The organism is Pseudomonas sp. LARHCG127, assembly GCF_052871455.1.
Window position 1 is genome coordinate 74,991 of record NZ_JBIXJT010000019.1, and the last position, 23,304, is coordinate 98,294.

A 23,304-nucleotide genomic window follows, 5' to 3' on the forward strand; every position below is an offset into this window, starting at 1 on the left:
ACATGAGTGCACCTGTCGTCATCGTCGGTACTGGGCTGGCCGGTTATAACCTGGCCCGGGAGTTTCGCAAGCTCGACAGCGAGACCCCGCTGCTGCTGATCACCGCGGATGACGGTCGCTCATACTCCAAGCCGATGCTTTCCACGGGCTTTGGCAAGAACAAGGATGCCGACGGTTTGAGCATGGCTGAACCGGGGGCCATGGCCGAACAACTCAAGGCCGAGGTGCGCACCCACACCCGCATCAGCGGCATCGATCCGGGCCACAAACGGCTGTGGATAGGCGAGGAGGCGGTGAACTACCGCGACCTGATCCTGGCCTGGGGCGCCGAAACCGTGCGCGTGCCGGTACAGGGCGACGCGGCGGACCTGATCTTTCCCATCAACGACCTGGAAGACTACGCGCGCTTCAGGGCTGCGGCCGTCGGCAAGCGCCGGGTGTTGCTGCTGGGTGCCGGTCTGATTGGCTGCGAGTTCGCCAACGACCTGAGCCTGGGGGGCTACGAAGTCGAGTTGGTGGCGCCGTGCGAGCAAGTCATGCCGACGCTGCTGCATCCGGCCGCTGCGGCAGCGGTCCAGGCCGGGCTGGAAAGCCTCGGCGCGCGCTTCCACCTGGGCCCTGTGCTCAACCGCTTGCAGAAGGTCGCCGATGGGCTGGAGGCGCACCTGTCCGACGGCCAGGTGATCGCCTGCGACCTGGTGGTCTCGGCCGTCGGCCTGCGTCCACGCATCGACCTGGCGGCGGCCGCCGGGCTGATGGCCAACCGCGGCGTCGTGGTCGATCGCCACCTGAAAACCTCCCACGCCAATATCTACGCCCTGGGCGATTGCGCCGAGGTCGACGGCTTGAACCTGCTGTATGTCATGCCGCTGATGAGCTGCGCCCGGGCCTTGGCCCAAACCCTGGCCGGCAACCCGACTGCCGTCAGTTACGGTGCCATGCCGATTACCGTAAAAACCCCGGTGTGCCCATTGGTCGTGTCGCCGCCACCGCGAGGCAGCGAAGGCGTGTGGAGCGTCGAAGGGATGGGCGCGGACATCAAGGCACTGTGCCGAGACGCTCAAGGCAATCTGTTGGGCTACGCGCTGACGGGCACGGCAGTGATGGAGAAACTGGCGCTGAACAAGGAGCTTCCAGCCCTGCTGGCGTAAATACTGGTCGTTCTGTCGCAAAAACCCTACTTTTGGTCCCACAAAGGTCTTCCGGACACTGGCGCGGTGTTCGGCACCGTGCCATCCTCACTCCCGTCTGCCGCAGAGTAGAGCCTGCGGCGCCTTAGGGGCTGTTCCAAAGAGAACAGCACGGACATAACAACAAAAAAACCGTCAAAGGGGCTTCATTTCATGCGTAAACCAGAACTCGCCGCCGCTATCGCGGAAAAAGCAGACCTCACCAAAGAACAAGCCAACCGCGTCCTCAACGCCGTCCTCGAAGAAATCACCGGCGCCCTGCACCGCAAGGACAGCGTTACCCTGGTGGGCTTCGGCACTTTCCTGCAACGCCACCGCGGCGCCCGCACTGGCAAGAATCCACAAACCGGTGAGCCAGTAAAGATCAAGGCCAGCAACACCGTTGCCTTCAAACCAGGCAAGTTCTTGAAAGACAGCGTTAACCCATAATTGCGACGAGTACCTCGGCCAGGGGGAAGAAAGCAGCAATCGAAAGGGCATACCGATGAATCGGTATGCCCTTTTTTATGTGCCGTTGCTGGCCGTGGCGAGGCATCCAATGTGGGAGCGAGCTTGCTCGCGATGGCGATAGTACCGTCACCATTGAAGCAAGCTGACCCACCGCTATCGCGAGCAAGCTCGCTCCCACACTGAAACGGCGTCGAGCCTGGATGGCATGAACAACGACGAACAAATGTGGGAGCGAGCTTGCTCGCGATGGCGCCCGCCTAGTCCGCGGAAGTCTTCGGCTCCGCCAACACCTTCAAGGCCGCCTTGCGCTCGTCGATCGGCAACTTGCCCAGCTGTTCCACCGCCGTGTAAAACCCAACCCAGTCCCCATCCTTCTTCTTGAACAGCGCCGCAAACGCCGGCACCCACTGGTCATACAGCCCGAACGGCAGCAATCGCGCATTGTTCAAGGGCGCATAGACCCAGGCGTCGTAGCGTTTGTCGCCTGCCCATTGGGTATCGCGCAGTTGCTCATAGTCGGTGCGCAGGCGTTCGAACTCCGCCGCTTTGCGTTGGCGCATTCCCTCGGCCAGCAAGGGTTGGGCGTAGAGCTTTTCCAGGCGCTGGCGGGTATCGAGGATCAGTTGGATGAACTGGTCGCGCTGGCGCACCTGCTTGCCATTGTCCGGCGCCAGCCCACGACTGGCGCGCCATTGTCGGGTGCCTTCCTGTTCGACGAAGGTGGCGAAGGACTCATTGAATTCAGTGTCGTCCTGTACATAAAACCGTTGGTGCGCCAGTTCATGAAAGATCAGCGTCGCCAGGCGTTCGTCGCCCCAATGCATCATGGAACTCAGGATCGGATCGTCGAACCAGCCCAGCGTCGAATAGGCTTCTACCCCACCAATCGTGACGTCCATGCCCTGCAAGCGCTGCAACGCGGCCTCGCCGCGGGCGGCGCCCTGGCTGTAATAGCCGCGATAAGCCACGCAACCGGCAATGGGAAAACAATGGTTGTGCGGTGCCAGGGAAAACTCTGGCGTGGCGAAGACATTCCAGACTACGAACGGCCGGCCAATATCCGCATACAGGCGATAGCTTCGATTGTTCGGTAGATGCAGGTGATTACTGGCGAACGTCCGTGCCTCGCGCGCCTGGGCCAGGTGCGCCTTGAGTTGGGCATCGCGGGCGGGGTCGGCAATGACCTGATCGATAGGCTCGCGGGCCTGCAACAACCGCAGCTGCCCGCCGACGAGTTGGCTGTAGTAACCAGCGCTAGCGCAACCGTTCAGTAACAAAAGCAAGAGGCCTGGAAACAAAATCTGGAAAACACGGTCGAGTAACCGATGGCTTGAACGCGGCCTGATCAATTGGAATCACCTTGGGAAGTCTGCCCACAAGACTATCTCGCTTGCCTGGAGCTTCGCTATGCGCGTGTTGATGCTGACGAGTGGCCTGTTGTTGCTCACCGGTTGTGCCGGCTTGCCTGACCCCGATCCATCCCAAGCGTGGATCGATCTGGGCAACCAGCAGGACACCGCGCTACAGGCGCTGGAAGTCGATGACAAGATGTCCGTCGACCGACGTTATTTCGAAGTGCAACCCGGCAGCCACGAGTTGACGGTGCGTTACCAGTTTGCCGTCGAACCCGGCAACATCGGCCCGGACGCGGAGCCGCTGTGGCGCGATTGCCGGTTGAACCTGAAATTCAAGGATTTCAACGCCGGCCAACGTTACCAGCTGCAGGCCGGCAGCATTGGTTTCCGGCCTTGGGCCAAGCTTTACGATCAGCAACGCAAGGTGGTGGGGCAAGGTACGCCGGCGGGCTGCCAACAAACGTGATTGGCGCTATGCTCAGGGCCTGGTTTTAAGGAAACTCATCATGCGCTTATCCTTGCTGTTACTGGCCCTGGTCTCCATGAGCGGTTGCGCAACGAGCCCGCTGCCCCAGGTCGACCCGAACATGGCGTGGGTTGATTTTGCTACGCCCATGCCGGGCGGCAAAATGCTGATGGCTGAAAGCCTGGACGGCCAGCGCTTGCGCGACGGACGGTTCTTCCAGGTTTCGCCGGGCAGCCACGAACTGAAAGTGCGCTTCGACTTCGAAGTATTCAGTGGGGGTGGGTTGGGCATGCAGGCCGAACCCCAAGAGCGGATGTGCTACATGCTCGTGCGTTACGACCATTTCGAGGCCGGCCAGCGCTATCGTCTGGAGGCTCGCAACCTGGCATTCACGCCGAGCGCCCGGCTCTATGACGGCAAGCGTCAAATCGTTGCCGAGGAACGGCAGATCAACTGCGTTCCGTAGGACTCCCTAGCGGTCGTTCTTCTGGTAGATGATTTTCTTCGTGCCGTTATCGCAACTGCCCACCACCATGTTCTCGTCGTGGACTTCGTCATTGGTGACGATTTCCAGCGTGTAGGACGACACGTTGTTCGCCTGGATCTTCGCTTCGATTTCCCCTTTCAGCTCTTCACAGGATTTGGGAGCCGCAAGGGCTGATGCAGCGAATGCGCAGCCGATGACCACCAGGGCTGATCGTTTCATGTTCGAATTCCTCATGGCAGCACGCACTGCCTGTGCGCTGAAACTGCGAGCTTCATTCGATCATAATTGCGCCAGGGTAAACAGCTCGACCGTATTCAAGAAATCGCAGCCTTCGACAATGCCTGCGAAGGCTGCGACCCTTTCATGGGTCAGTTCACCAACGTCGCATCCAGGGTAATCTGGGCGTTCAGCACTTTGGAAACCGGGCACCCCTCCTTGGCTTTCTTGCTCAATTCGTCGAATTGCGCCTGGCTCGCGCCGGGGATTTTCGCCTTGAGTATCAGCTTGACCGCCGTGATCGCGAAACCGCCCTCGACCTGGTCCAGGGTCACTTCAGCGTTGGTGTCGATGCTGTCGGCCTTGAGCCCGGCGTCGCCGAGGATCATCGAAAAGGCCATGGAAAAGCAGCCGGCGTGGGCCGCGCCGATCAATTCCTCGGGGTTGGTGCCCTTGCCGCCTTCGAATCGCGCCTTGAAGCCATAGGGCGCCTCGCGCAACACGCCGGTTTCCGTGGAAATCGAGCCGATTCCGGTTTTCAGGTCACCTTCCCAATGAGCCGATGCTTTCTTGATGATAGCCATGTCTGCCTCCTGAAGATTCGGCGCGAACGCCGCGCCTGGGTGTTTTTTCACTGTCTGGGTTGTGAGGATAGACCGCCTGGAAAAGTTCACCTTGTCGATTAGCCGACGAATTTAGTAGGAAATTTCGTCGCAACTATTGAAACTCGGGTATATGCCCACATTGCAATGGCACACACCTTTAGAAACGGCAGGCTTTTACCCGTAGGAAAAGCCCGGAACGCCGTTGGAGATCCCGGCCCATGAAACAGCTGTCAGACGTGAAATTCTCTACCCTCGACCTGGTGCCTGTGCGCGCCGATGGCAATGCCGCTCAATCCTTGCACAACTCGCTGGACTTGGCGCAGCACGTGGAAAAGTACGGCTACACCCGCTTCTGGGTGGCCGAACACCACAATATGGACGGTATCGCCAGTTCGGCAACGGCGGTGCTGCTGGGTTATCTGGCGGGGGGCACTTCGACCATTCGCGTCGGCTCCGGTGGCGTCATGCTGCCCAATCACGCACCGTTGATCATCGCCGAACAGTTCGGCACGTTGGAAAGCCTCTATCCGGGTCGAATCGATCTGGGGCTGGGGCGCGCACCAGGTTCCGACCAGATGACCGCCCGGGCGCTGCGTCGCGAGCGCTCCGGCAGCGCGGACGATTTTCCCGAGGATGTGGCCGAGCTGATGCGCTACCTGGGCCCGCGTACCCCGGATCAACGCATCATCGCCATGCCCGGCACCGGCACCAACGTGCCGGTCTGGCTGCTGGGTTCGAGTCTGTTCAGTGCGCAATTGGCCGGTGAACGCGGTTTGCCCTACGCATTCGCCTCCCATTTCGCACCGCGATATATGCACGAGGCGATTCGCGTCTACCGCAACCACTTCAAGCCGTCGGCGGTGCTCGACAAGCCCTATGTGATGCTCGGCGTGCCGCTGGTGGCTGCGGATACCGATGAACAGGCCGATTACCTGGCGACGTCGGTGTACCAGCGGATCCTGGCGTTGATGCGCAGCCAGAGCCTGGTGCAGCGTCCGCCGGTCGAGTCCATGAACGGTCTTTGGTTGCCCCATGAGAAGGAGGCGGTCGGCGATTTCCTGGGGCTGGCCATGGTCGGCGGTCCGCAGAAAATTCGCGCCAAGCTGCAAGTGCTGATCGAGCAAACCCAGGCCGATGAGCTGATTTTCACCAGTGATCTGTATGAACACGCCGATCGCTTGCACTCCTACGAGTTGCTGGCGCAGGTCATGAAGGGCTGAATCGCGGCCAATAAAAAGCCGACGCTGTGCGTCGGCTTTGAACTGAACGCGCTATCAGCCGCGCTTGTAGACGATTTCCTTCGTACCGCTCTCACAGGTGCCGACGACTTGTTGTCCTTCAGCCGCTGCGCCTTTATCGACAATTTCCAGCGAATAACCTGACACGCCCTTGGCGTCCAGCTTCGCTGCGATTTCGCTTTTCAGCTCTTCGCAGGGCTTGCCGGCCGCAAACGCACCACCGGCAAGGCTCAGCAAACCCAGGGCCACCATCAACTTGTTCATCGCTCGCACTCCTTGGTCGGATCAAATAGGGCAGGTATTGGAAAACGTAATGCGCAGACCATAGCGCATCGCCACTCCCTATGGCACTCCGCCAGCGTGCAAGTTCAACGAACCTCAGCTATTGGCAATCCGGAAACCGACCTTGATCGTTACCTGAAAGTGCGCGGCCCGGCCATTTTCGATGTGTCCGCGGGTTTCCGTGACTTCGAACCATTCCAAGTGCTTGAGGCTCTTGCTGGCTTCGGCCAGGGCGTTGTTGATGGCGTCTTCAATACTGGTGGGAGAGGAACCGACCAGTTCGACCTTTTTGTACGTATGGTGATCACTCATAACGTTCTCCTTGGTTGTCTTTAACAGCCTAGCAGCGATTTTTCGCCTTACATGTGTGGCCGCTCAAGCGGTGAAAGTTCAGATTTACTGCACTTTCCCAAACCGTCGGAGTCCCAATTCACACACGAACTCAACCACTGCAGGAGAGCCACCATGGCCAGCACTTCGTTACGCAAAGCCTCGTTGCAAAGCATGGAAGCGGAGATCGAAAGTCTGCTCAAGTCGTTGGAAAGTCTGAAGGATGACGCTTCGGACGAGTCGCGTAAAACCCTCAAGTCGCTCAAGGCCAATGCCGAAAACGCGCTGAAACATTCTCGCCATCTGCTCAGCGACGCCTATGAAGAGGTCAAGGTGAAAACCCGTGAAACCGGGATCGCCACGCGAGATTACGCGCAGGAACACCCATGGACCACGGCCGGTGTCGCGGTCGGTGCGCTGGGTTTGCTGGCTGCTTACCTGCTGTGCAAACGCGGTGACTGAACCGGTTGGCCCAGCTCATGCCTGAGCCATTGGGCCAATTGCCGAGCGCGCCCGTCTGCGGCGCGCTTGGGTAGCCACAACACCAGTCTCGCCGCGGTTTCATCGAAGCCCCACGGCGCGACCAGGCGACCGGCGCGCACGTCCTCGGCCACCAGCGGTTCGGGCGCTATCGCCACGCCTAACCCCGCTACGGCGGCTTCCAGCAAATAATATAAATGCTCGAATCCTTGCCCGAACTTCAATGCCTGGGGTTCAAGGTCGTTTTGCCGTGCCCAGGCCGGCCAAGCCTGTGGACGCGAGGTGGTGTGCAGCAACGGTTCGTCGAGCAGCGCGCTCGCTGGTGCACCCTGCAATCGAGCGAATCCGGCGTAGTGCGGGCTCATCACGGGACCGATCCGTTCGCTCACCAGTTCGTACACCTGCATGTCGGCCGGCCAGGGTGGCTCGGCGAATACCAACAAGGCGTCTAATCCCGGTCGCCTGGGGTCCAGGTCGCCTTCGCCGGCGGACAGGTGCAAGCGCAAATCCGGCAGGTCAGCATTGAGCCTGCCCAGGCGAGGAATAAACCAACGCGCCAGCAGGCTTCCCGAGCAGCCCAGTACAAACGGGGCGTCTGCCGTACGTTGTGTCAGCTCCGCGCAAACACCGCGTAAACGCTCGAACGCATCGGTGCTGGCGTCCCGCAGGCGCACGCCGGCATCTGTGAGTTTAAGGCCGCGCCCGTCCTTGATGAACAAGCTGATGCCCAGATGCTCTTCCAACACCTTCAACTGTCGACTTACAGCGCCATGAGTGACGTGCAGCTGTTCGGCCGCCTGGCTTACGCTGTTCAGGCGGGCGGTGGCCTCGAAGGCGCGCAAGGCGTTGAGGGGGGGCAGGTCGTGGCTCATTTTATTTGTGAGTTTTCCTGACAGGTTGCGGCGATCTTATCGGTTTTCACTGAGGGATGTCAGGGGTAGAGTGAACCTCATTGTCTTTCAACGCATTTGCCTGGAGCGCCCGATGACCCAGCCTACGATCTCTTTCAACCTGCGCAGCGGCCCTGATGCCAACGGCCTGTTCGGCGCATTCGGCGGCCGTTATGTGGCCGAGACCTTGATGCCGCTGATCCTTGATCTGGCCCGTGAGTACGAAGTGGCGAAGGAAGATCCGGCCTTCATTGAGGAATTGGCCTACTTCCAGCGTGACTATGTCGGTCGTCCGAGCCCGCTCTACTTCGCCGAGCGCCTGACCGAATATTGCGGTGGCGCCAAGATCTACCTCAAGCGTGAAGAGCTGAACCACACCGGCGCGCACAAGATCAACAACTGCATCGGCCAGATCCTGCTGGCGCGGCGCATGGGCAAGAAACGCATCATCGCCGAGACCGGCGCGGGTATGCACGGCGTGGCCACCGCCACCGTGGCCGCGCGTTTCGGCCTGGATTGCGTGATCTACATGGGCACCACCGACATCGAGCGCCAGCAGGCCAACGTGTTCCGCATGAAGCTGCTCGGGGCGGAAGTCATTCCGGTGGTCGCCGGCACCGGCACCCTGAAGGACGCCATGAACGAGGCTCTGCGCGACTGGGTCACCAACGTCGACAGCACGTTCTACCTGATCGGCACCGTGGCGGGCCCGCATCCTTATCCTGCGATGGTGCGTGACTTCCAAGCGGTGATCGGCAAGGAAACCCGCGATCAGCTGCAAGCCCAGGAAGGTCGCCTGCCGGATAGCCTGGTGGCGTGCATCGGTGGCGGCTCCAACGCCATGGGCCTGTTCCACCCGTTCCTGGACGACAAGAGTGTCGAAATCATCGGCGTCGAAGCCGCAGGCTATGGCATCGAGACCGGTAAGCACGCGGCGAGCCTGAACGGCGGCGTCCCCGGCGTACTGCACGGCAACCGCACCTTCCTGTTGCAGGACGACGACGGCCAGATCATCGACGCCCATTCGATTTCCGCGGGGCTCGACTACCCCGGTATCGGCCCGGAACATGCCTGGTTGCACGACATTGGCCGCGTCCAGTACACCTCGGTCACTGACGCCGAAGCCCTCGAAGCCTTCCACAAATGCTGTCGCCTGGAAGGGATCATTCCTGCACTGGAAAGCGCCCATGCCCTGGCCGAAGTGTTCAAACGCGCACCCAACCTGCCGAAAGATCACCTGATGGTGGTCAACCTGTCCGGTCGTGGCGACAAAGACATGCAAACCGTGATGCACCACATGGAACAGTCCCAGCAGGAGAAACACTGATGAGCCGCCTGCAAACCCGTTTTGCTGAACTCAAGGAACAGAACCGCGCCGCCCTGGTGACTTTCGTCACGGCGGGCGACCCGGACTACGACACGTCGCTGGCGATCCTCAAGGGCCTGCCGGCGGCGGGTGCCGACGTGATCGAGTTGGGCATGCCGTTCACAGACCCGATGGCTGACGGCCCGGCGATCCAGTTGGCGAACATTCGCGCCCTGGGGGCCCAGCAGAATCTTGCGAAAACCCTGCAGATGGTTCGTGAGTTCCGCAAAGACAACACTGAGACACCGCTGGTGTTGATGGGCTACTTCAACCCGATCCACCGTTATGGCGTGCAGCGTTTCATTGGCGAGGCGCTGGACGCTGGCGTGGATGGCCTGATCGTCGTGGACATGCCGCCCGAGCACAACAGCGAACTGTGCGAACCGGCCCAGGCTGCTGGCCTGGATTTCATCCGCCTGACCACGCCGACCACTGACGATGTGCGTTTGCCGACGGTCCTCAACGGCAGTTCGGGCTTTGTGTACTACGTGTCGGTCGCGGGCGTGACCGGTGCCGGCGCCGCGACGCTGGAGCATGTGGAAGAAGCCGTGGCGCGCCTGCGCCGCCATACCGATCTGCCCATCAGCATTGGTTTCGGTATTCGTACACCGGAGCAGGCGGCGGCCATCGCACGGCTGGCCGACGGGGTGGTGGTCGGCTCGGCGCTGATCGACCATATCGCCAGCGCCGACACATCGGAACAGGCGATCGATGGCGTGTTGAGCTTGTGTGCGGCGCTGGCTGATGGTGTGCGCAAGGCGCGTCTCGGCTGATTCCTGGTTCGGCGCTGAGCCAAAAAAAGGGTTCAGAACTAGGTTCTGAACCCTTTTTTATTGCGCCGGGATTGCTCTTGTGGCGAGGGAGCTTGCTCCCGCTGGGTCGCGAGCGGCCCCAAACAGGTTCATGCAATTCTTTCAGAGAGGGCGCATTGGCTGGTTTACGACTGCTTCGCAGCCGAGCGGGAGCAAGCTCCCTCGCCACAATGACGACCCTGTTCGTCAGGGCAACTCCAACCCGCCCCCGGCCTTGTGCAACTCGCGCAAATGCTCGCCGATCTCCTTCACATTGGCCTCGCTTGCAGCAATTTCAGCCGCGCGGCTCGGTTCGAGCAAGGCCCGGACTTCCTTGTCCAGATCGCCTGTCAGTGTTTGCAGTTGTTTTTGCCGCAAACTGCTTTCCGATTCCAGGCGTTGCCACTCGCTGGGTTGCGGCAAGCCGTAGCCGCTGCTGCCCAGCAGTTCGGCCGGGCGGCTGAGGAAACCGCTGTTGGCGAGGATCTGCTGCAGCGTCGCGTTAGCCCTTTCCATGCCACCGTTCTGCAACTCACGGGCTCCGAGGTAGCGCTGTTTGACTTCATCCTGCGCCAACAACAACTGCCGACGATAACTGGCCTGCTCCAGCAGCAACAACGCCGCGCTGGTGCGCAGGTCCGCCTGGTCGAACCAGACGCGGCGTTCGGCGGCGTCCAGGGCCAGCCAGTCTTCCACCGTCTGTTGCTTGATCGGCAGATATTTCTTCAGCACATCGAACATGGCCTGGTAGCGCTCGCGGAATGAGTCGAAGTGGTAGCCCAGGCGCAAGGCTTCCTTGGGGTCATCCAGCACGCTGGTATCTGCCAGGCCCCGACCCTTGAGCACTTCCAGCAGGCCGTTGGGCATGATGCTATCCAGGCCGTTGAGTTGCTTGTTGTTGCTGCCGCTGCGCAGCAGTTTCAGGCTCTCCACGGCGCAGTTATTGGACAGGAAGTAATAGTTGCCGTCATAGCTCCAGTGCATTTCGGCGGCATGCTCGACCGTTTCCTCGATTTCGGTGCGCGACAGGTTCAGCGGCACCGATGCCAGGCTGCGTAGCTCGGTCTTGGTGTATTCATCGATGACCTGGGCCAACGGCAATACGAACAGGCGCGAGGGGTATTTGCCGACCAGCCCGTCCCAACTCGACAACTGCACATCGCCCACGAAGGCGCGGTAGGACAGCACCAAGTGTTGGTCCAGATCCAGCCGGCAGTCTGGACCGCGTGGCCGGCCCGGTGCGCAGATCACCAGCCGGAGCATGCTGTGGCCCCAACGGCTCACCCAGTTCTGATTGGCCTCGGCCAGCAGGTAATCAATGGCATAGACCCGCTCTGGATCGACCTTGCCCAGGGGCGTCTTGGCGAAGTCGTTTCCGGCGTTGAGGAAGGCGAACGATTGGGCGCAGGTATTCTTGGCGGCGGGCGCCCAGCCGAAATGTTCCCGGTAATAGCGATACAGGGCCGGGCGTCGGCAGGCGTAGCTCGGGTCCAGGAGAAAGTACTCCATGTTGACCGCGACGAACTCCTTGGGGCTGCTCGTTTCATAGAGGTCCGGGCTGCGGGCGACTTGGCGGTTGTGCTGTTCCCGCGCGCCGCGACGGCCGACGTATTGCGGCCAGCCGGCGAGGTCCAGCAAGCGTGGATCATCGCTGAGGGTGAAGCGGCGGTCATTCTGGCCCCGGCATTCATCGGGGAGGCCGATCAGCCCGGCGCTGCCGTTGCGTCGAGTGCAACGCTGGATCAGCGTGCGTTCGGCTTCTGGCCATAGGCGCGAGCGGTCGTAGATATGGGTCAGTTCATGCAAGACCGTGGCGAGCATTTCCCGGCGGACGGTGCCGTGGGGGCGCTGGGTCTTTTGCGTCGCGGCGCTGCCGTCGACAAGGCTGTCGAGCAGGTTGCTGTTGAGGTCCAGTTGCGACACCAACGAGGCCTGGCCGTAGGCATTGGCGGGCATCTGGTCGGTCCAGCCGACATTGATGCGTCGGTCCAGTCGCTCGATGAAGCGCGGCGGCAGGGCCTGCATGGCTTCATCGAGCAGCGCCTGGCTGGCCTGCTGTTGCGCCGGGCTCAGTCCTTCGACGTTGAGGTGCAGTTGCAGGCCGGCCTGGGCCATGCTGCCGGTGAGCAGCAAGACCCCGGCCGCCATCCAGGCGGCGAACCGCCTCACAATGCGAGGATGGCTTCGGCGAGAACCTGGTCACTGGCATCCCGGGCTTCCGGCACGCGGGTGCGCAAGGTGTCGAAGGCTGCCTCGAGATGAGCACCACGAATTTCACCATTGCTGGCGACAAAACTGGCCGCATCGTCATGGGCTTCGCGGACGATTTTCGAATCACGGATGGACGTGGTGGTGTCGGAGGTGAAATCGATCGTGCGCTGGGAGGCGCGAACGATGATGTTACTGGTGGCTACCAGGGTTTGTGCCTGGGCCACATCGGCCAAAACCAACAGGCCGAGGGCGGCAGCAATCAGCGGGCTACGCATGGAACGACTCCGGAAAAATAAGGATAACTATTGGACGAGAATTGCTTGTGCCAGTTCAAGGTCGCTGGCATGAAGTTTTGGCTGGGTCCGGCGCAGGTAGTCCAGGGCCGATTCCAGTTGTGCTCCTCGCAACTGCCCGTCGCTGGCAATGAAGGCCGCAGCGTCATCACGAGCGGCGACGATCAGTTTATGGTCGAAGGGCGCGGAGGTCACCATGCTCGTGGCATAGCCGCTGACCACCACTTGCTGGGTAGACACATCGAAGGCATGGGCCGGCACGGACCAGCAAAAAATGACGAAGAAAGACGCGATGAACAGATCTGAGTAAAAACGCATGGGACTCGACGGTTGATGGCGAGCCTGAAGGCTAGCGCAAACCTGCGGGCCAGAGCCAGTGTTGAAACATCGGAACACCAATTGGCGCCCGATGTTTCATGTTGCATCAGATCACCAGGATGGCCTGGGCCAGCTGCGCGTCGGTGGCGTTGAGTTGTGGAGCCTGTTGGCGGATGTAATCCAGGGCACTTTCCAGTTTCACACCACGGATGGCGCCTTCGCTGGCGACGAAGCTGGCAGCGTCGTCACGGGCGGCTTGAACGATTTTGTTGTCACGCAACGACGAGGTTGCATCGGAAGTCACGTCGGACGTGGCTTTGAGCGCTCCGACGAGGGAGTCAGTGGTCACAATGAAGCTGCTGGCGTTGGAATGGGCGGCTACGGCCAGGAGAGCAGCTGCGCTGAGCAGGCGAAGACGGATCATGATGAAACTCCTTGAATGAGGGTGATGCCGGTGCGTGTAGCTGGAAGAGGAGACGCATGTTCGACTCGCTTCGCCACGTTCGCCTCGATATTAGGACAGGAACGCGTTGGCTGACAGCCCTTGCGAGCGTCACTGTAGGGCGCTTGCATGGGGTCGTTACGGTTCAAGCATAACTGTACTGGTAAGTTTTTACTTTTATGAAAACTGTTATGTTCTCCACACATCCCTAAAAATCGGGGCCCGGAAACGACAAGACCCGTCGCGGTTACCCGCGACGGGTCTTGTTTGTTCAATTCGGTGCTGGCAGTGGACCCGGTGGGTCAGGGCCAGCGACGCTGAGTTAGCGCCAGAACGGCTTGCTCAGCTCTTCGTAGCGTTGTGCTTCGCTGATACCGGCATCAGCCAGCAGGCGCGAATCCAGACGAGCCAGTTGGTGACGGCTGGCGATGCGGCGCTGCCACAACATCAGGTTGGCGATAACGCGAAGAGGCAGGGAAGCCTGGTTTTTTTCAGCTTTGTCTTCGAAAAACAGCTCGGAACTGAGTGTACGTTCCATGGTTGACATCCTTCCGCTTGTGGCGGGATTAGGTAGTGGTTTAACTGGTGCCCATGATCCTCTCGTTTGGCCAGTCTCTCTAGATACAGTTCACCTGTATTGTGAGAGACCAGTTAACTGTTAAAGGGCGGTGTACTGGTCGATATTGAAGCAACTGTACCTATCCGCACGTTATTGGTGCAATTTTATACGCTGCTGGCAGTTTTGAGGGAAAAGACTGTAGGAAAACACCGGTACAGCAGTACAGTTTTTGGTGCGAGGGAAGCGAATGGCAGGCAGCAACCAAAACTGTAATTGCGATAAACGGTGATCCAGCTGTATCAGACAGCCAGCATGCGCCCGGTTTCTTCCAGGTTCAGGTGCCAACTCAGTGCATCGCGAAGGATATGCGGGGTATGCCCGCCCAAGGCGCACGCGGCGACGAAATAGTCATTCAAGGCCTGGCGATAGGAAGGGTGCACGCAATTGTCGATGATCACGCGTGCCCGCTCCCTCGGCGCCAGGCCCCGCAGGTCGGCCAGGCCGATCTCGGTCACCAGGATGTCAACGTCATGTTCGGTATGGTCCACATGGCTGACCATCGGCACGACACTGGAAATGGCGCCGCCCTTGGCAATCGACTTGGTAACGAAGATCGCCAGGTGGGCGTTACGGGCGAAATCCCCCGAACCGCCGATGCCATTCATCATCCGCGTGCCGCAGACATGGGTGGAGTTGACGTTGCCGTACAGGTCGAACTCCAGCGCGGTGTTGATACCAATGATGCCCAGGCGGCGCACCACTTCGGGATGGTTGGAAATTTCCTGGGGGCGCAGGACCAGTTTGTCCTTGTACTTCTCCAGGTTTCCGAAGACGTCGGCATTGCGTCGACCCGACAGGGTGATCGAGCTGCCGGAGGCGAAACTCAGCTTGCCGGCGTCGATCAAGTCAAATGTCGAATCCTGCAGGACCTCGGAATACATGGTCAGGTCTTCGAACGGGGAATCGATCAGTCCGCACATCACGGCGTTGGCGATGTTGCCAATTCCGGCCTGCAACGGCCCGAGCTTATTGGTCATGCGTCCAGCCGCGACTTCCTGCTTGAAGAAGTCGATCAGGTGATCGGCAATGGCCTGGGTGTCGCTGTCGGGTGTCGCGACGGTCGAAGGCGAGTCCCGCTGGTTGGTAATGACAATGGCAGCAATTTTTTCCGGCGGGATCGGGATCGCGGGACTGCCAATGCGGTCGTCGACTTTCACCAGGGGAATCGGCGTGCGGGTAGGGCGATAGGTCGGGATATAAATGTCGTGCAGCCCTTCCAGGTTCGGGTTGTGGGCCAGGTTGATCTCGATGATCACTTGCCGGGCGAAGATGGCAAAACTGGCCGAGTTACCCACCGACGTGGTCGGTACGATATGCCCTTGCTCGGTGATGGCTACTGCTTCGATCACGGCAATATCGGGCAGCTTGAGCTGGCCGTTGCGCAGTTGTTCGACGGTTTCCGAGAGGTGCTGGTCGATGAACATCACCTCGCCCGCATTGATCGCCTTGCGCAGCGTGCTGTCGACCTGGAACGGCATGCGTCGCGCCAGTACACCGGCTTCGGTGAGCTCTTTGTCGAGGTCGTTGCCCAGGCTCGCGCCGGTCATCAGGCTGATTTTCAACGGCGTCACCTTGGCGCGCTCAGCCAGGGCGTGGGGCACTGCTTTCGCTTCTCCAGCGCGGGTAAAACCGCTCATGCCAACGGTCATGCCGTCCTGAATCAACAAGGCTGCTTCGGCAGCGCTCATCACTTTGTTCAATAACGAAGGCAGGCGGATGCGATCACGGTACATAGGGATTATCTCGGGCTGGAAAGCAAGATGCGCAGTCTAGTGAATTAGCGCTGTGCCCGACCCGCTACAAAGGTCGCATTTTAGGCGTCTATTACGGGCGTTTCAGGCAAAACATCATTACCGGAACGGTAATATTTTGCCTTGATACAAATCAAAACGCCCCGACAAGTCGGGGCGTTTTTGGGTGAAACAGCGATGGGGTTATTCCACGGCTTTGACCATGTCCTCGATGACCTTCTTGGCGTCACCGAACACCATCATGGTCTTGTCGAGGTAGAACAGCTCGTTGTCCAGACCGGCATAGCCGCTGGCCATCGAGCGCTTGTTGACGATGATGGTCTTGGCTTTGAAAGCCTCGAGGATCGGCATGCCGGCAATCGGCGACTTCGGATCGTTCTTCGCCGCCGGGTTGACCACGTCGTTGGCGCCCAGTACCAGCACCACGTCGGCCTGGCCGAACTCGGAGTTGATGTCTTCCATCTCGAACACCTGGTCGTAAGGCACTTCGGCCTCGGCCAGCAGGACGTTCATGTGCCCGGGCATGCGACCGGCCACCGGGTGGATCGCGTATTTGACGGTTACGCCGTGGTGGGTCAGCTTCTCGGTCAGTTCTTTCAGCGCGTGTTGCGCCCGCGCCACTGCCAGGCCGTAGCCTGGAACGATGATCACCGTGTCGGCGTTGGTCAGCAGGAAGGTTGCGTCGTCAGCCGAACCGGATTTCACCGGACGGGCTTCTTTCGAGCCTGCCGGGCCAGCCGCATCGGCGGTGTTGCCGAAGCCACCGAGCAACACGTTGAAGAACGAACGGTTCATCGCCTTGCACATGATGTACGAGAGAATCGCACCGCTCGAACCCACCAACGAACCGGCAATGATCAGCATCGAGTTGTTCAGCGAGAAGCCGATACCCGCCGCTGCCCAACCGGAGTAGCTGTTGAGCATCGAGACCACCACCGGCATGTCCGCGCCGCCGATCGGGATGATGATCAGTACACCCAGGACAAACGCCAGGGCCAGCATCAGGGCAAACGCGCCGAGGTTGCCGGTAAACATGAAGGTCAGGCCCAGGCCCAGCGTTGCCAGGCCCAGGATCAGGTTGAGCTTGTGCTGGCCACCAAACTGTACCGGTGCGCCTTGGAACAGGCGGAACTTGTACTTGCCCGAGAGCTTGCCGAACGCGATCACCGAGCCGGAGAAGGTGATTGCACCGATGGCGGCGCCGAGGAACAGCTCCAGACGGTTACCCGCCGGAATCGAATCCCCCAGTTGCTTGACAATGCCCAGGGACTGCGGTTCGACGACCGCCGCGATGGCAATGAACACCGCCGCCAGGCCGATCATGCTGTGCATGAAGGCGACCAGCTCCGGCATCTTGGTCATCTCGACGCGCTTGGCCATGATCGAGCCAGCAGTACCGCCAACCAACAGGCCGACGATGACGTAGCCAATGCCGGCAGTGGCCAGCTCAGCACCGAGCTTATAGATAAGGCCCACAGTGGTGAGCACCGCCAACGCCATCCCGAGCATGCCGAACAGGTTGCCGCGGCGGGAGGTGGTGGGGTGCGACAGGCCTTTGAGGGCCTGGATGAAGCAGATGGACGCGATCAGGTAGAGCGTCGTTACCAGGTTCATGCTCATTACTTGGGCGCCTCTTCTTTTACGGCTTTCGGGGCTTTTTTCTTGAACATCTCAAGCATGCGGCGCGTCACCAGGAAGCCACCGAACACGTTCACGGCGGCCAGGGCCACGGCGAGGGTGCCCATGGTCTTGCCCAGAGGTGTTACGGTCAGCGCTGCAGCGAGCATGGCGCCGACGATCACGATCGCCGAAATGGCGTTGGTCACCGCCATCAATGGCGTGTGCAGCGCGGGCGTTACGTTCCAGACCACGTGATAACCGACATAAATGGCCAGCACAAAGATGATCAGGTTGTAGATACCGGGGGAGATAAGCTCTTCCATTGTCTGAATCCCTGCTTAGGCGTTTTTGCGGATGACTTGGCCGTCGCGGCACATCAGGCACGCGGCGACGATGTCGTCTTCCAGGTTCACGTCGAACTGACCTTCCTTGGTGAAGACCAGCTTCAGGAAGTCCAGCAGGTTACGGGCGTACAGCGCCGAAGCGTCGGCCGCGACTTCACCGGCCAGGTTGGTCGGGCCGCAAATGGTCACGCCGTTTTCGACCACTACCTGATCAGCCACGGTCAGCGGACAGTTACCGCCCTGGGCGGCCGCGAGGTCGATGACCACCGAACCGGGTTTCATCTGCGCGACGGTTTCGGCGCTCAGCAAAGTCGGTGCCTTGCGGCCCGGAATCAATGCGGTGGTGATGACAATGTCCGCCTGCTTGGCGCGCTCGTGCACGGCTTGGGCCTGGCGCTGCATCCAGCTGGCTGGCATGGGCCGGGCGTAACCACCGACGCCGACGGCGCATTCACGCTCTTCGTCGGTCTCGTAAGGCACGTCGACGAACTTGGCGCCGAGGGATTCGATTTGCTCCTTCACCGCAGGGCGCACATCCGATGCCTCGATCACGGCGCCCAGGCGCTTGGCCGTGGCAATCGCCTGCAACCCGGCTACGCCGGCGCCGAGAATCAGTACGCGCGCCGCCTTTACGGTGCCCGCTGCCGTCATCAGCATCGGCATGAAGCGCGGATAGTAATGAGCGGCCAGCAGCACCGCTTTGTAGCCGGCAATGTTCGCTTGAGACGACAGCACATCCAGGCTCTGGGCGCGGGACGTACGTGGCGCGGCCTCAAGGGCGAAAGCGGTAATGCCGCGTTCGGCCAGCTTGGCGATGGTTTCGTTGTTGAACGGATTGAGCATGCCCACCACAACGGTGCCGCTCTTGATCAGCATCAGTTCGCTGTCGCTGGGAGCGACCACCTTGAGGATCAGTTCGGCCCCGAATGCATCACTGGCGCTGCCAATGGTTGCGCCCGCTGCCTCATAGGCACTGTCGATAACGCTGGCCTTGATACCGGCGCCGCTTTGGACAGTGACTTTATGGCCTTGGCCGATCAACTTCTTGATGGTTTCCGGGGTAGCAGCAACCCGTGTTTCACCCGTTTGGGTTTCGAGGGGAACACCAATGTGCACGTCAAATCTCCTGCGTGATCTTATTGAGTAAACCCAGGCACTTCGGATGGTGCGGCTGGGGCGGCCGATCAGCACGATCCCGCCAAACCAGGCGGGGCGCGGCATTTTGCAGGCGAAAATTCAGCCCTTCAAGGGATTATGACGGGTGACGGAAAATTAACTACAAGTCACCCTGTGACCGAATGTCGCAATTATCGATCGACAGCCCTTGTGGGCCGTGCTTTCCAAGGATTTAGGTTCAAATTGACAATTTTTCCCATCGGCCAGATGAATAAGCGCTGATGCGCTGCGCGATATGGCTCTAAGCCATGTATTTAGACGCTTTGGAGACTACTTCACGGGTTTCATAACAGATTGACTGAATGCGACATAAACTTATATCTGTAGCGTCTTTTGTTAGTTGACTACCTAAGTAGGACTTTTGCTTTCCCTTATTAATCAAGGTGATAGCCCGTAGCTTGTTTCACCAACCAATCACGAAAAGCTCGAAGAGAGGCGGATTCGACCTTTCGCTCCGGAATCATCAGGTAGTAGGCCTTGATGCTCGATAGCGCGTTACGGTTGGCCACGACCAAACGTTGCTCTGCAAGCTCGCGCTGAATCAAAAAGGGCGGAATCAGCGCAACGCCCATGTCGTGCATGGCCGCTTGGGCGAGCATGGAGAATAGTTCATAACGAGGGCCTGTCAGGTCTCGTGCAATGTTCAGGTTCTGAGCGTTGAACCACTGGCGCCACGCGTACGGGCGAGTGGTCTGCTGGAGCAGGGGGAGTTCGGCGATCGCCTCGGGTGTCAGGCCATTCCGACCATCCAGTAACGCAGGGCTGCATACCGGCATCGGATTTTCACCCATCAGTTTGTGGGATTCGGTACCGGACCAGTCCGCGTCACCAAAATAAATGGCGGCATCAAACTCAGTGTCCGCGAAGAGAAAAGGGCGTGTGCGGTTGGTCAAGTTGACGGTGACTTCCGGATGTTGCTGCTGGAAGTCCTTGAGGCGTGGCAGCAGCCATTGGGTGCCGAAGGTCGGAACCACGGCCAGTTCAATCACGTTCGCGCCGGTGTGCCCCATCACGGAAAGTGTGTCGCGCTCGACGGCATCCAGTTGGGTGGCAACCCGGCGGCTGTAGGAAAGACCCGCTTCGGTCAGTTTGACCCCTCGGCGCGAGCGTCGGAAAAGCTCGACGCTGAGGAAATCCTCCAGGCTGGCGATCTGTCGGCAGATAGCGCCTTGCGTGAGAGAAAGCTCCTGTGCCGCCTTGGTGAAGCTTTCATGGCGTGCGGCAGCCTCGAAACTGACCAGGGCGGCTGTGCTGGGAATTTTGCGGCGCATGTACGTAAGTCTCACTCAATAACTGCTTAAACAGGGTTTATGGCGTTTACGGAGTGAGAAATTAGCACAGCATAGTGCGTAATCCTCGTTTGCCCTTGTAGGAAACCGCGCCTAGGATCAACCCACGATTTTCATTTAATTGGCGAGGACTCTTTCATGGCCGGCAAAGCGAGCTTCAACTGGATCGATCCATTGTTGCTGGATCAGCAGCTCACCGAAGAAGAACGCATGATTCGCGACACTGCCGAGCAGTTCGCCCAGCAGAAACTGGCACCGCGAGTGCTGGAGGCGTTCCGCCATGAGAAAACCGACCCGGCGATTTTCCGCGAGATGGGTGAAGTGGGCTTGCTGGGGGCAACCATTCCTGAGCAGTACGGCGGCAGCGGGCTGAACTACGTCAGCTACGGCCTGATCGCGCGTGAAGTGGAGCGCGTCGATTCCGGCTATCGCTCGATGATGAGCGTGCAGTCCTCGCTGGTCATGGTGCCGATCAATGAATTCGGGACTGAAGCACAAAAGCAGAAGTATTTGCCGAAGCTGGCGTCTGGCGAGTGGATCGGCTGCTTTGGTCTGACCGAGCCGAACCATGGTTCCGACCCAGGCGCGATGATTACTCGTGCGCGCAAAGTGGAAGGTGGCTACAGCCTGACGGGCAGCAAGATGTGGATCACCAACAGTCCGATCGCTGATGTCTTTGTCGTCTGGGGCAAGGACGATGCTGGCGATATTCGCGGTTTCGTTCTTGAAAAAGGCTGGAAGGGGCTGAGCGCGCCGGCTATCCATGGCAAGGTCGGGCTGCGCGCTTCGATCACCGGCGAAATCGTCATGGACAATGTATTCGTCCCGGAAGAGAACATTTTCCCCGATGTCCGTGGTCTTAAAGGCCCGTTTACTTGCCTGAACTCAGCGCGCTACGGGATCTCCTGGGGCGCTTTGGGAGCCGCTGAATTCTGCTGGCACACCGCTCGCCAATACACGCTGGATCGCCAGCAGTTCGGTCGTCCGCTCGCGGCCAATCAGTTGATCCAGAAGAAACTGGCCGACATGCAGACTGAAATCACGCTTGCGCTGCAGGGGTGCCTGCGTTTGGGGCGTATGAAAGATGAGGGCACGGCGGCAGTCGAGATTACCTCGATCATGAAGCGCAACTCCTGCGGCAAGTCGTTGGATATTGCTCGGATGGCGCGGGACATGCTGGGCGGCAACGGTATTTCCGATGAGTTCGGTATCGCTCGTCATCTCGTAAACCTGGAAGTCGTGAACACCTACGAAGGCACGCACGACGTTCATGCGCTGATCCTGGGGCGTGCGCAAACCGGTATCCAGGCGTTCTATTAATAGGAGAACGGTCATGGGCGCGCTTTCGCATCTGCGGGTATTGGATTTATCGAGGGTCTTGGCCGGGCCTTGGGCTGGGCAGATCCTGGCGGACCTGGGGGCTGACGTCATCAAGGTCGAGCGTCCCGGCAATGGTGACGATACGCGCGCCTGGGGGCCGCCCTTCCTGAAGGATGCCAGAGGCGAGAACACGACCGAAGCTGCCTATTATCTGTCGGCCAATCGCAACAAGCAGTCGGTGACCATCGACTTTACGCGGCCAGAGGGTCAGCGGCTGGTGCGGGAGCTGGCGGCCAAGTCCGATATCCTGATCGAGAATTTCAAGGTGGGCGGCCTGGCCGCGTATGGCCTGGACTATGACTCGCTGAAGGCGATCAATCCGCAGTTGATCTACTGCTCGATCACCGGGTTCGGACAGACCGGCCCTTACGCCAAGCGCGCCGGGTATGACTTCATGATCCAGGGGCTGGGGGGCTTGATGAGCTTGACCGGCCGCCCAGAGGGGGATGAGGGCGCGGGGCCGGTGAAGGTGGGGGTTGCGCTGACGGATATCCTCACGGGGTTGTACTCGACGGCTGCCATTTTGGCAGCGCTGGCTCATCGGGATCATGTCGGCGGAGGGCAGCACATCGACATGGCCTTGCTGGATGTCCAGGTGGCTTGCCTGGCCAACCAGGCGATGAACTACCTGACTACAGGCAATGCGCCGAAGCGGCTGGGCAATGCTCATCCGAACATCGTGCCTTATCAGGATTTTCCTACGGCTGACGGCGACTTCATCCTTACTGTGGGTAATGACGGCCAGTTCCGCAAGTTCGCTGAGGTGGCCGGGCAGCCGCAGTGGGCTGATGATCCGCGTTTTGCCACGAACAAGCTGCGGGTGGCAAACCGTGCGGTGTTGATTCCGTTGATCCGCCAGGCCACGGTGTTCAAGACCACCGCTGAGTGGGTGGTTCAGTTGGAGCAGGCAGGTGTGCCGTGCGGGCCAATCAACGACCTTGCCCAAGTGTTTGCCGACCCTCAGGTGCAAGCGCGTGGATTGGCAATGGAATTGCCTCATCTATTGGCTGGTAGCGTGCCGCAGGTGGCCAGCCCGATTCGACTGTCCGAGACGCCGGTGGAGTATCGCAATGCGCCCCCTTTATTAGGGGAGCATACGCGGGAGGTGTTGCAGCGAGTGTTGGGGTTGGATGAAGCGGCGGTGGCGGCGTTCAGGGAGGCAGGGGTTCTTTGAGCGTTCTCTTCTATATAGAGGGTTTTTAAAGGGCGATTTCCGGTGCTGCGCAACTTATTGATAGAAAAGCGAAATTAAGGGTTGACGGCAGATTCTGGAAGTCTATAATTCGCCCCACTTCCGGCGCAGTCGAAACGGAAAACTCCTTGAGTTTCAATGAGTTAAGTAGGTTTCGAGAGTGTTGGGCTTCAGTTCATCGAAGCCCGGAAGGAGCAGATAGAGCGGTGATGTTTGGCTCTATCGGCGGTTCGATCTTATCGGTCGAAAGCGGTGAAAAAGAGGTGTTGACAGCAGCGAGTAACGCTGTAGAATTCGCCTCCCGCTAACGAGAGATCGGAAGCGCAAGTGGTTGAAGTTGTTGATGTTTCCGAAGCGAAACTTTGAAAACTTCTTAAAATAACCGCTTGACAGATGCACGGGGCGCTGTAGAATGCGCGCCTCGGTTGAGACGAAAGACTCAGCCAACCGCTCTTTAACAACTGAATCAAGCAATTCGTGTGGGTGCTTGTGGAGTCAGACTGCTAGTCAACAGATTATCAGC

General features: G+C 59.7%; 26 protein-coding genes. 10 read left to right on the forward strand and 16 right to left on the reverse strand.

Annotation, left to right across the window (positions count from 1 at the left end):
* Positions 1 to 2: 2 nt before the first annotated feature.
* Together ACIPQ1_RS25650 and ACIPQ1_RS25655 are read left to right on the forward strand one after the other, a co-directional pair.
* Positions 3 to 1,151: an NAD(P)/FAD-dependent oxidoreductase gene (locus tag ACIPQ1_RS25650; protein ID WP_446535006.1), complete on the forward strand. Its 1,149-nt coding sequence runs from the start codon at positions 3 to 5 to the stop codon at positions 1,149 to 1,151.
* Positions 1,152 to 1,343: 192 nt separating this feature from the next.
* A complete protein-coding gene (locus ACIPQ1_RS25655; protein ID WP_003177201.1) occupies positions 1,344 to 1,619 on the forward strand; it encodes an HU family DNA-binding protein in 276 nt (91 codons plus the stop codon).
* Between the two features lie 278 nt (positions 1,620 to 1,897).
* Here the strand turns inward: ACIPQ1_RS25655 and ACIPQ1_RS25660 are convergent, their stop codons facing one another.
* Entirely contained in the window at positions 1,898 to 2,989 is a 1,092-nt protein-coding gene (locus tag ACIPQ1_RS25660; protein WP_446535007.1) for an aminopeptidase, read from the reverse strand.
* Positions 2,990 to 3,047: 58 nt separating this feature from the next.
* Between ACIPQ1_RS25660 and ACIPQ1_RS25665 the strand changes: the two genes are divergently transcribed.
* Both ACIPQ1_RS25665 and ACIPQ1_RS25670 read left to right on the forward strand, forming a co-directional pair.
* Positions 3,048 to 3,461 (forward strand): PA0061/PA0062 family lipoprotein, encoded by a 414-nt coding sequence (locus tag ACIPQ1_RS25665; protein ID WP_186708216.1) that lies wholly within the window; start codon positions 3,048 to 3,050, stop codon positions 3,459 to 3,461.
* A 40-nt stretch (positions 3,462 to 3,501) separates the two neighbouring features.
* On the forward strand, positions 3,502 to 3,927 hold the full coding sequence (locus ACIPQ1_RS25670; RefSeq protein WP_411386115.1) for a PA0061/PA0062 family lipoprotein: 426 nt from the start codon (positions 3,502 to 3,504) through the stop codon (positions 3,925 to 3,927).
* Positions 3,928 to 3,933: 6 nt separating this feature from the next.
* Here the strand turns inward: ACIPQ1_RS25670 and ACIPQ1_RS25675 are convergent, their stop codons facing one another.
* Together ACIPQ1_RS25675 and ACIPQ1_RS25680 are read right to left on the reverse strand one after the other, a co-directional pair.
* Positions 3,934 to 4,167, reverse strand: coding sequence for a DUF1161 domain-containing protein (locus ACIPQ1_RS25675; RefSeq protein WP_250963860.1), 234 nt, complete (start codon positions 4,165 to 4,167; stop codon positions 3,934 to 3,936).
* 149 nt (positions 4,168 to 4,316) lie between these two features.
* Positions 4,317 to 4,748, reverse strand: coding sequence for an OsmC family protein (locus ACIPQ1_RS25680; RefSeq protein WP_207967110.1), 432 nt, complete (start codon positions 4,746 to 4,748; stop codon positions 4,317 to 4,319).
* Positions 4,749 to 4,987: 239 nt separating this feature from the next.
* Between ACIPQ1_RS25680 and ACIPQ1_RS25685 the strand changes: the two genes are divergently transcribed.
* The gene (locus ACIPQ1_RS25685; protein WP_446535008.1) at positions 4,988 to 5,989 is read left to right on the forward strand and encodes an LLM class flavin-dependent oxidoreductase; all 1,002 of its coding nucleotides are present in this window, start codon (positions 4,988 to 4,990) and stop codon (positions 5,987 to 5,989) included.
* A 54-nt stretch (positions 5,990 to 6,043) separates the two neighbouring features.
* On the opposite strand, the gene ACIPQ1_RS25690 is transcribed toward ACIPQ1_RS25685, so the two are convergent.
* The gene (locus ACIPQ1_RS25690; RefSeq protein ID WP_250963857.1) at positions 6,044 to 6,271 is read right to left on the reverse strand and encodes a DUF1161 domain-containing protein; all 228 of its coding nucleotides are present in this window, start codon (positions 6,269 to 6,271) and stop codon (positions 6,044 to 6,046) included.
* A 114-nt stretch (positions 6,272 to 6,385) separates the two neighbouring features.
* Positions 6,386 to 6,601: a dodecin gene (locus ACIPQ1_RS25695; RefSeq protein ID WP_003177209.1), complete on the reverse strand. Its 216-nt coding sequence runs from the start codon at positions 6,599 to 6,601 to the stop codon at positions 6,386 to 6,388.
* 153 nt (positions 6,602 to 6,754) lie between these two features.
* On the opposite strand from ACIPQ1_RS25695, the gene ACIPQ1_RS25700 reads away from it, so the two are divergent.
* Entirely contained in the window at positions 6,755 to 7,081 is a 327-nt protein-coding gene (locus ACIPQ1_RS25700) for a DUF883 family protein (protein WP_053127069.1), read from the forward strand.
* Here the strand turns inward: ACIPQ1_RS25700 and ACIPQ1_RS25705 are convergent.
* Complete coding sequence (locus ACIPQ1_RS25705; protein WP_250963855.1) at positions 7,054 to 7,971, reverse strand: LysR family transcriptional regulator; 918 nt, start codon at positions 7,969 to 7,971, stop codon at positions 7,054 to 7,056. The genes ACIPQ1_RS25700 and ACIPQ1_RS25705 overlap by 28 nt on opposite strands.
* A 112-nt stretch (positions 7,972 to 8,083) precedes the next feature.
* Here ACIPQ1_RS25705 and trpB point away from each other — a divergent pair, with 112 nt between their 5' ends.
* Positions 8,084 to 9,316 carry a tryptophan synthase subunit beta gene (gene trpB, locus ACIPQ1_RS25710; RefSeq protein WP_446535009.1) on the forward strand — a complete coding sequence of 411 codons (1,233 nt, stop codon included), beginning with the start codon at positions 8,084 to 8,086 and terminating at the stop codon, positions 9,314 to 9,316.
* On the forward strand, positions 9,316 to 10,128 hold the full coding sequence (gene trpA, locus ACIPQ1_RS25715; RefSeq protein ID WP_186708202.1) for a tryptophan synthase subunit alpha: 813 nt from the start codon (positions 9,316 to 9,318) through the stop codon (positions 10,126 to 10,128). Before trpB ends, trpA begins: the two co-directional genes overlap by 1 nt.
* A gap of 225 nt (positions 10,129 to 10,353) precedes the next feature.
* Here the strand turns inward: trpA and ACIPQ1_RS25720 are convergent, their stop codons facing one another.
* From ACIPQ1_RS25720 to ACIPQ1_RS25765, 10 genes are all read right to left on the reverse strand, one after another.
* Positions 10,354 to 12,294 carry a DUF7844 domain-containing protein gene (locus ACIPQ1_RS25720; protein WP_446535010.1) on the reverse strand — a complete coding sequence of 647 codons (1,941 nt, stop codon included), beginning with the start codon at positions 12,292 to 12,294 and terminating at the stop codon, positions 10,354 to 10,356.
* 17 nt (positions 12,295 to 12,311) lie between these two features.
* On the reverse strand, positions 12,312 to 12,632 hold the full coding sequence (locus tag ACIPQ1_RS25725; RefSeq protein ID WP_186708198.1) for a DUF2388 domain-containing protein: 321 nt from the start codon (positions 12,630 to 12,632) through the stop codon (positions 12,312 to 12,314).
* 27 nt (positions 12,633 to 12,659) lie between these two features.
* Positions 12,660 to 12,968, reverse strand: coding sequence for a DUF2388 domain-containing protein (locus ACIPQ1_RS25730; protein WP_446535011.1), 309 nt, complete (start codon positions 12,966 to 12,968; stop codon positions 12,660 to 12,662).
* Positions 12,969 to 13,074: 106 nt separating this feature from the next.
* Positions 13,075 to 13,392: a DUF2388 domain-containing protein gene (locus tag ACIPQ1_RS25735; RefSeq protein WP_186708194.1), complete on the reverse strand. Its 318-nt coding sequence runs from the start codon at positions 13,390 to 13,392 to the stop codon at positions 13,075 to 13,077.
* 340 nt (positions 13,393 to 13,732) lie between these two features.
* Entirely contained in the window at positions 13,733 to 13,948 is a 216-nt protein-coding gene (locus tag ACIPQ1_RS25740; protein WP_003187014.1) for a DUF1127 domain-containing protein, read from the reverse strand.
* Positions 13,949 to 14,268: 320 nt separating this feature from the next.
* Complete coding sequence (locus ACIPQ1_RS25745) at positions 14,269 to 15,762, reverse strand: acetyl-CoA hydrolase/transferase family protein (RefSeq protein ID WP_250963850.1); 1,494 nt, start codon at positions 15,760 to 15,762, stop codon at positions 14,269 to 14,271.
* Positions 15,763 to 15,963: 201 nt separating this feature from the next.
* Positions 15,964 to 17,400: an NAD(P)(+) transhydrogenase (Re/Si-specific) subunit beta gene (locus ACIPQ1_RS25750; RefSeq protein ID WP_186708190.1), complete on the reverse strand. Its 1,437-nt coding sequence runs from the start codon at positions 17,398 to 17,400 to the stop codon at positions 15,964 to 15,966.
* On the reverse strand, positions 17,400 to 17,723 hold the full coding sequence (locus ACIPQ1_RS25755) for an NAD(P) transhydrogenase subunit alpha (RefSeq protein ID WP_003187010.1): 324 nt from the start codon (positions 17,721 to 17,723) through the stop codon (positions 17,400 to 17,402). The genes ACIPQ1_RS25750 and ACIPQ1_RS25755 overlap by 1 nt, the downstream gene beginning before the upstream one ends.
* A gap of 15 nt (positions 17,724 to 17,738) precedes the next feature.
* Positions 17,739 to 18,860 (reverse strand): Re/Si-specific NAD(P)(+) transhydrogenase subunit alpha, encoded by a 1,122-nt coding sequence (locus ACIPQ1_RS25760; RefSeq protein ID WP_250963847.1) that lies wholly within the window; start codon positions 18,858 to 18,860, stop codon positions 17,739 to 17,741.
* 434 nt (positions 18,861 to 19,294) lie between these two features.
* A complete protein-coding gene (locus ACIPQ1_RS25765; protein WP_446535012.1) occupies positions 19,295 to 20,191 on the reverse strand; it encodes a LysR family transcriptional regulator in 897 nt (298 codons plus the stop codon).
* A gap of 156 nt (positions 20,192 to 20,347) precedes the next feature.
* Between ACIPQ1_RS25765 and ACIPQ1_RS25770 the strand changes: the two genes are divergently transcribed.
* On the forward strand, positions 20,348 to 21,529 hold the full coding sequence (locus ACIPQ1_RS25770; protein ID WP_014335919.1) for an acyl-CoA dehydrogenase: 1,182 nt from the start codon (positions 20,348 to 20,350) through the stop codon (positions 21,527 to 21,529).
* Positions 21,530 to 21,542: 13 nt separating this feature from the next.
* Complete coding sequence (locus ACIPQ1_RS25775) at positions 21,543 to 22,763, forward strand: CaiB/BaiF CoA transferase family protein (RefSeq protein WP_446535013.1); 1,221 nt, start codon at positions 21,543 to 21,545, stop codon at positions 22,761 to 22,763.
* Positions 22,764 to 23,304 lie beyond the last annotated feature (541 nt).

Bases quoted from the DNA above. Each gene is read 5' to 3' on its own strand.
- ACIPQ1_RS25685 (WP_446535008.1), top strand. From the start codon at position 4,988: ATGAAACAGCTGTCAGACGTGAAATTCTCTACCCTCGACCTGGTGCCT.
- ACIPQ1_RS25700 (WP_053127069.1), top strand. From the start codon at position 6,755: ATGGCCAGCACTTCGTTACGCAAAGCCTCGTTGCAAAGCATGGAAGCG.
- ACIPQ1_RS25650 (WP_446535006.1), top strand. From the start codon at position 3: ATGAGTGCACCTGTCGTCATCGTCGGTACTGGGCTGGCCGGTTATAAC.
- ACIPQ1_RS25765 (WP_446535012.1), bottom strand. From the start codon at position 20,191: ATGCGCCGCAAAATTCCCAGCACAGCCGCCCTGGTCAGTTTCGAGGCT.
- ACIPQ1_RS25745 (WP_250963850.1), bottom strand. From the start codon at position 15,762: ATGTACCGTGATCGCATCCGCCTGCCTTCGTTATTGAACAAAGTGATG.
- trpA (WP_186708202.1), top strand. From the start codon at position 9,316: ATGAGCCGCCTGCAAACCCGTTTTGCTGAACTCAAGGAACAGAACCGC.
- ACIPQ1_RS25690 (WP_250963857.1), bottom strand. From the start codon at position 6,271: ATGAACAAGTTGATGGTGGCCCTGGGTTTGCTGAGCCTTGCCGGTGGT.
- ACIPQ1_RS25675 (WP_250963860.1), bottom strand. From the start codon at position 4,167: ATGAAACGATCAGCCCTGGTGGTCATCGGCTGCGCATTCGCTGCATCA.
- ACIPQ1_RS25680 (WP_207967110.1), bottom strand. From the start codon at position 4,748: ATGGCTATCATCAAGAAAGCATCGGCTCATTGGGAAGGTGACCTGAAA.
- ACIPQ1_RS25720 (WP_446535010.1), bottom strand. From the start codon at position 12,294: ATGGCGGCCGGGGTCTTGCTGCTCACCGGCAGCATGGCCCAGGCCGGC.
- ACIPQ1_RS25730 (WP_446535011.1), bottom strand. From the start codon at position 12,968: ATGCGTTTTTACTCAGATCTGTTCATCGCGTCTTTCTTCGTCATTTTT.
- ACIPQ1_RS25705 (WP_250963855.1), bottom strand. From the start codon at position 7,971: ATGAGCCACGACCTGCCCCCCCTCAACGCCTTGCGCGCCTTCGAGGCC.
- ACIPQ1_RS25735 (WP_186708194.1), bottom strand. From the start codon at position 13,392: ATGATCCGTCTTCGCCTGCTCAGCGCAGCTGCTCTCCTGGCCGTAGCC.
- ACIPQ1_RS25725 (WP_186708198.1), bottom strand. From the start codon at position 12,632: ATGCGTAGCCCGCTGATTGCTGCCGCCCTCGGCCTGTTGGTTTTGGCC.
- ACIPQ1_RS25665 (WP_186708216.1), top strand. From the start codon at position 3,048: ATGCGCGTGTTGATGCTGACGAGTGGCCTGTTGTTGCTCACCGGTTGT.
- ACIPQ1_RS25770 (WP_014335919.1), top strand. From the start codon at position 20,348: ATGGCCGGCAAAGCGAGCTTCAACTGGATCGATCCATTGTTGCTGGAT.
- ACIPQ1_RS25695 (WP_003177209.1), bottom strand. From the start codon at position 6,601: ATGAGTGATCACCATACGTACAAAAAGGTCGAACTGGTCGGTTCCTCT.
- ACIPQ1_RS25655 (WP_003177201.1), top strand. From the start codon at position 1,344: ATGCGTAAACCAGAACTCGCCGCCGCTATCGCGGAAAAAGCAGACCTC.
- ACIPQ1_RS25775 (WP_446535013.1), top strand. From the start codon at position 21,543: ATGGGCGCGCTTTCGCATCTGCGGGTATTGGATTTATCGAGGGTCTTG.
- ACIPQ1_RS25750 (WP_186708190.1), bottom strand. From the start codon at position 17,400: ATGAGCATGAACCTGGTAACGACGCTCTACCTGATCGCGTCCATCTGC.
- ACIPQ1_RS25755 (WP_003187010.1), bottom strand. From the start codon at position 17,723: ATGGAAGAGCTTATCTCCCCCGGTATCTACAACCTGATCATCTTTGTG.
- ACIPQ1_RS25670 (WP_411386115.1), top strand. From the start codon at position 3,502: ATGCGCTTATCCTTGCTGTTACTGGCCCTGGTCTCCATGAGCGGTTGC.
- trpB (WP_446535009.1), top strand. From the start codon at position 8,084: ATGACCCAGCCTACGATCTCTTTCAACCTGCGCAGCGGCCCTGATGCC.
- ACIPQ1_RS25740 (WP_003187014.1), bottom strand. From the start codon at position 13,948: ATGGAACGTACACTCAGTTCCGAGCTGTTTTTCGAAGACAAAGCTGAA.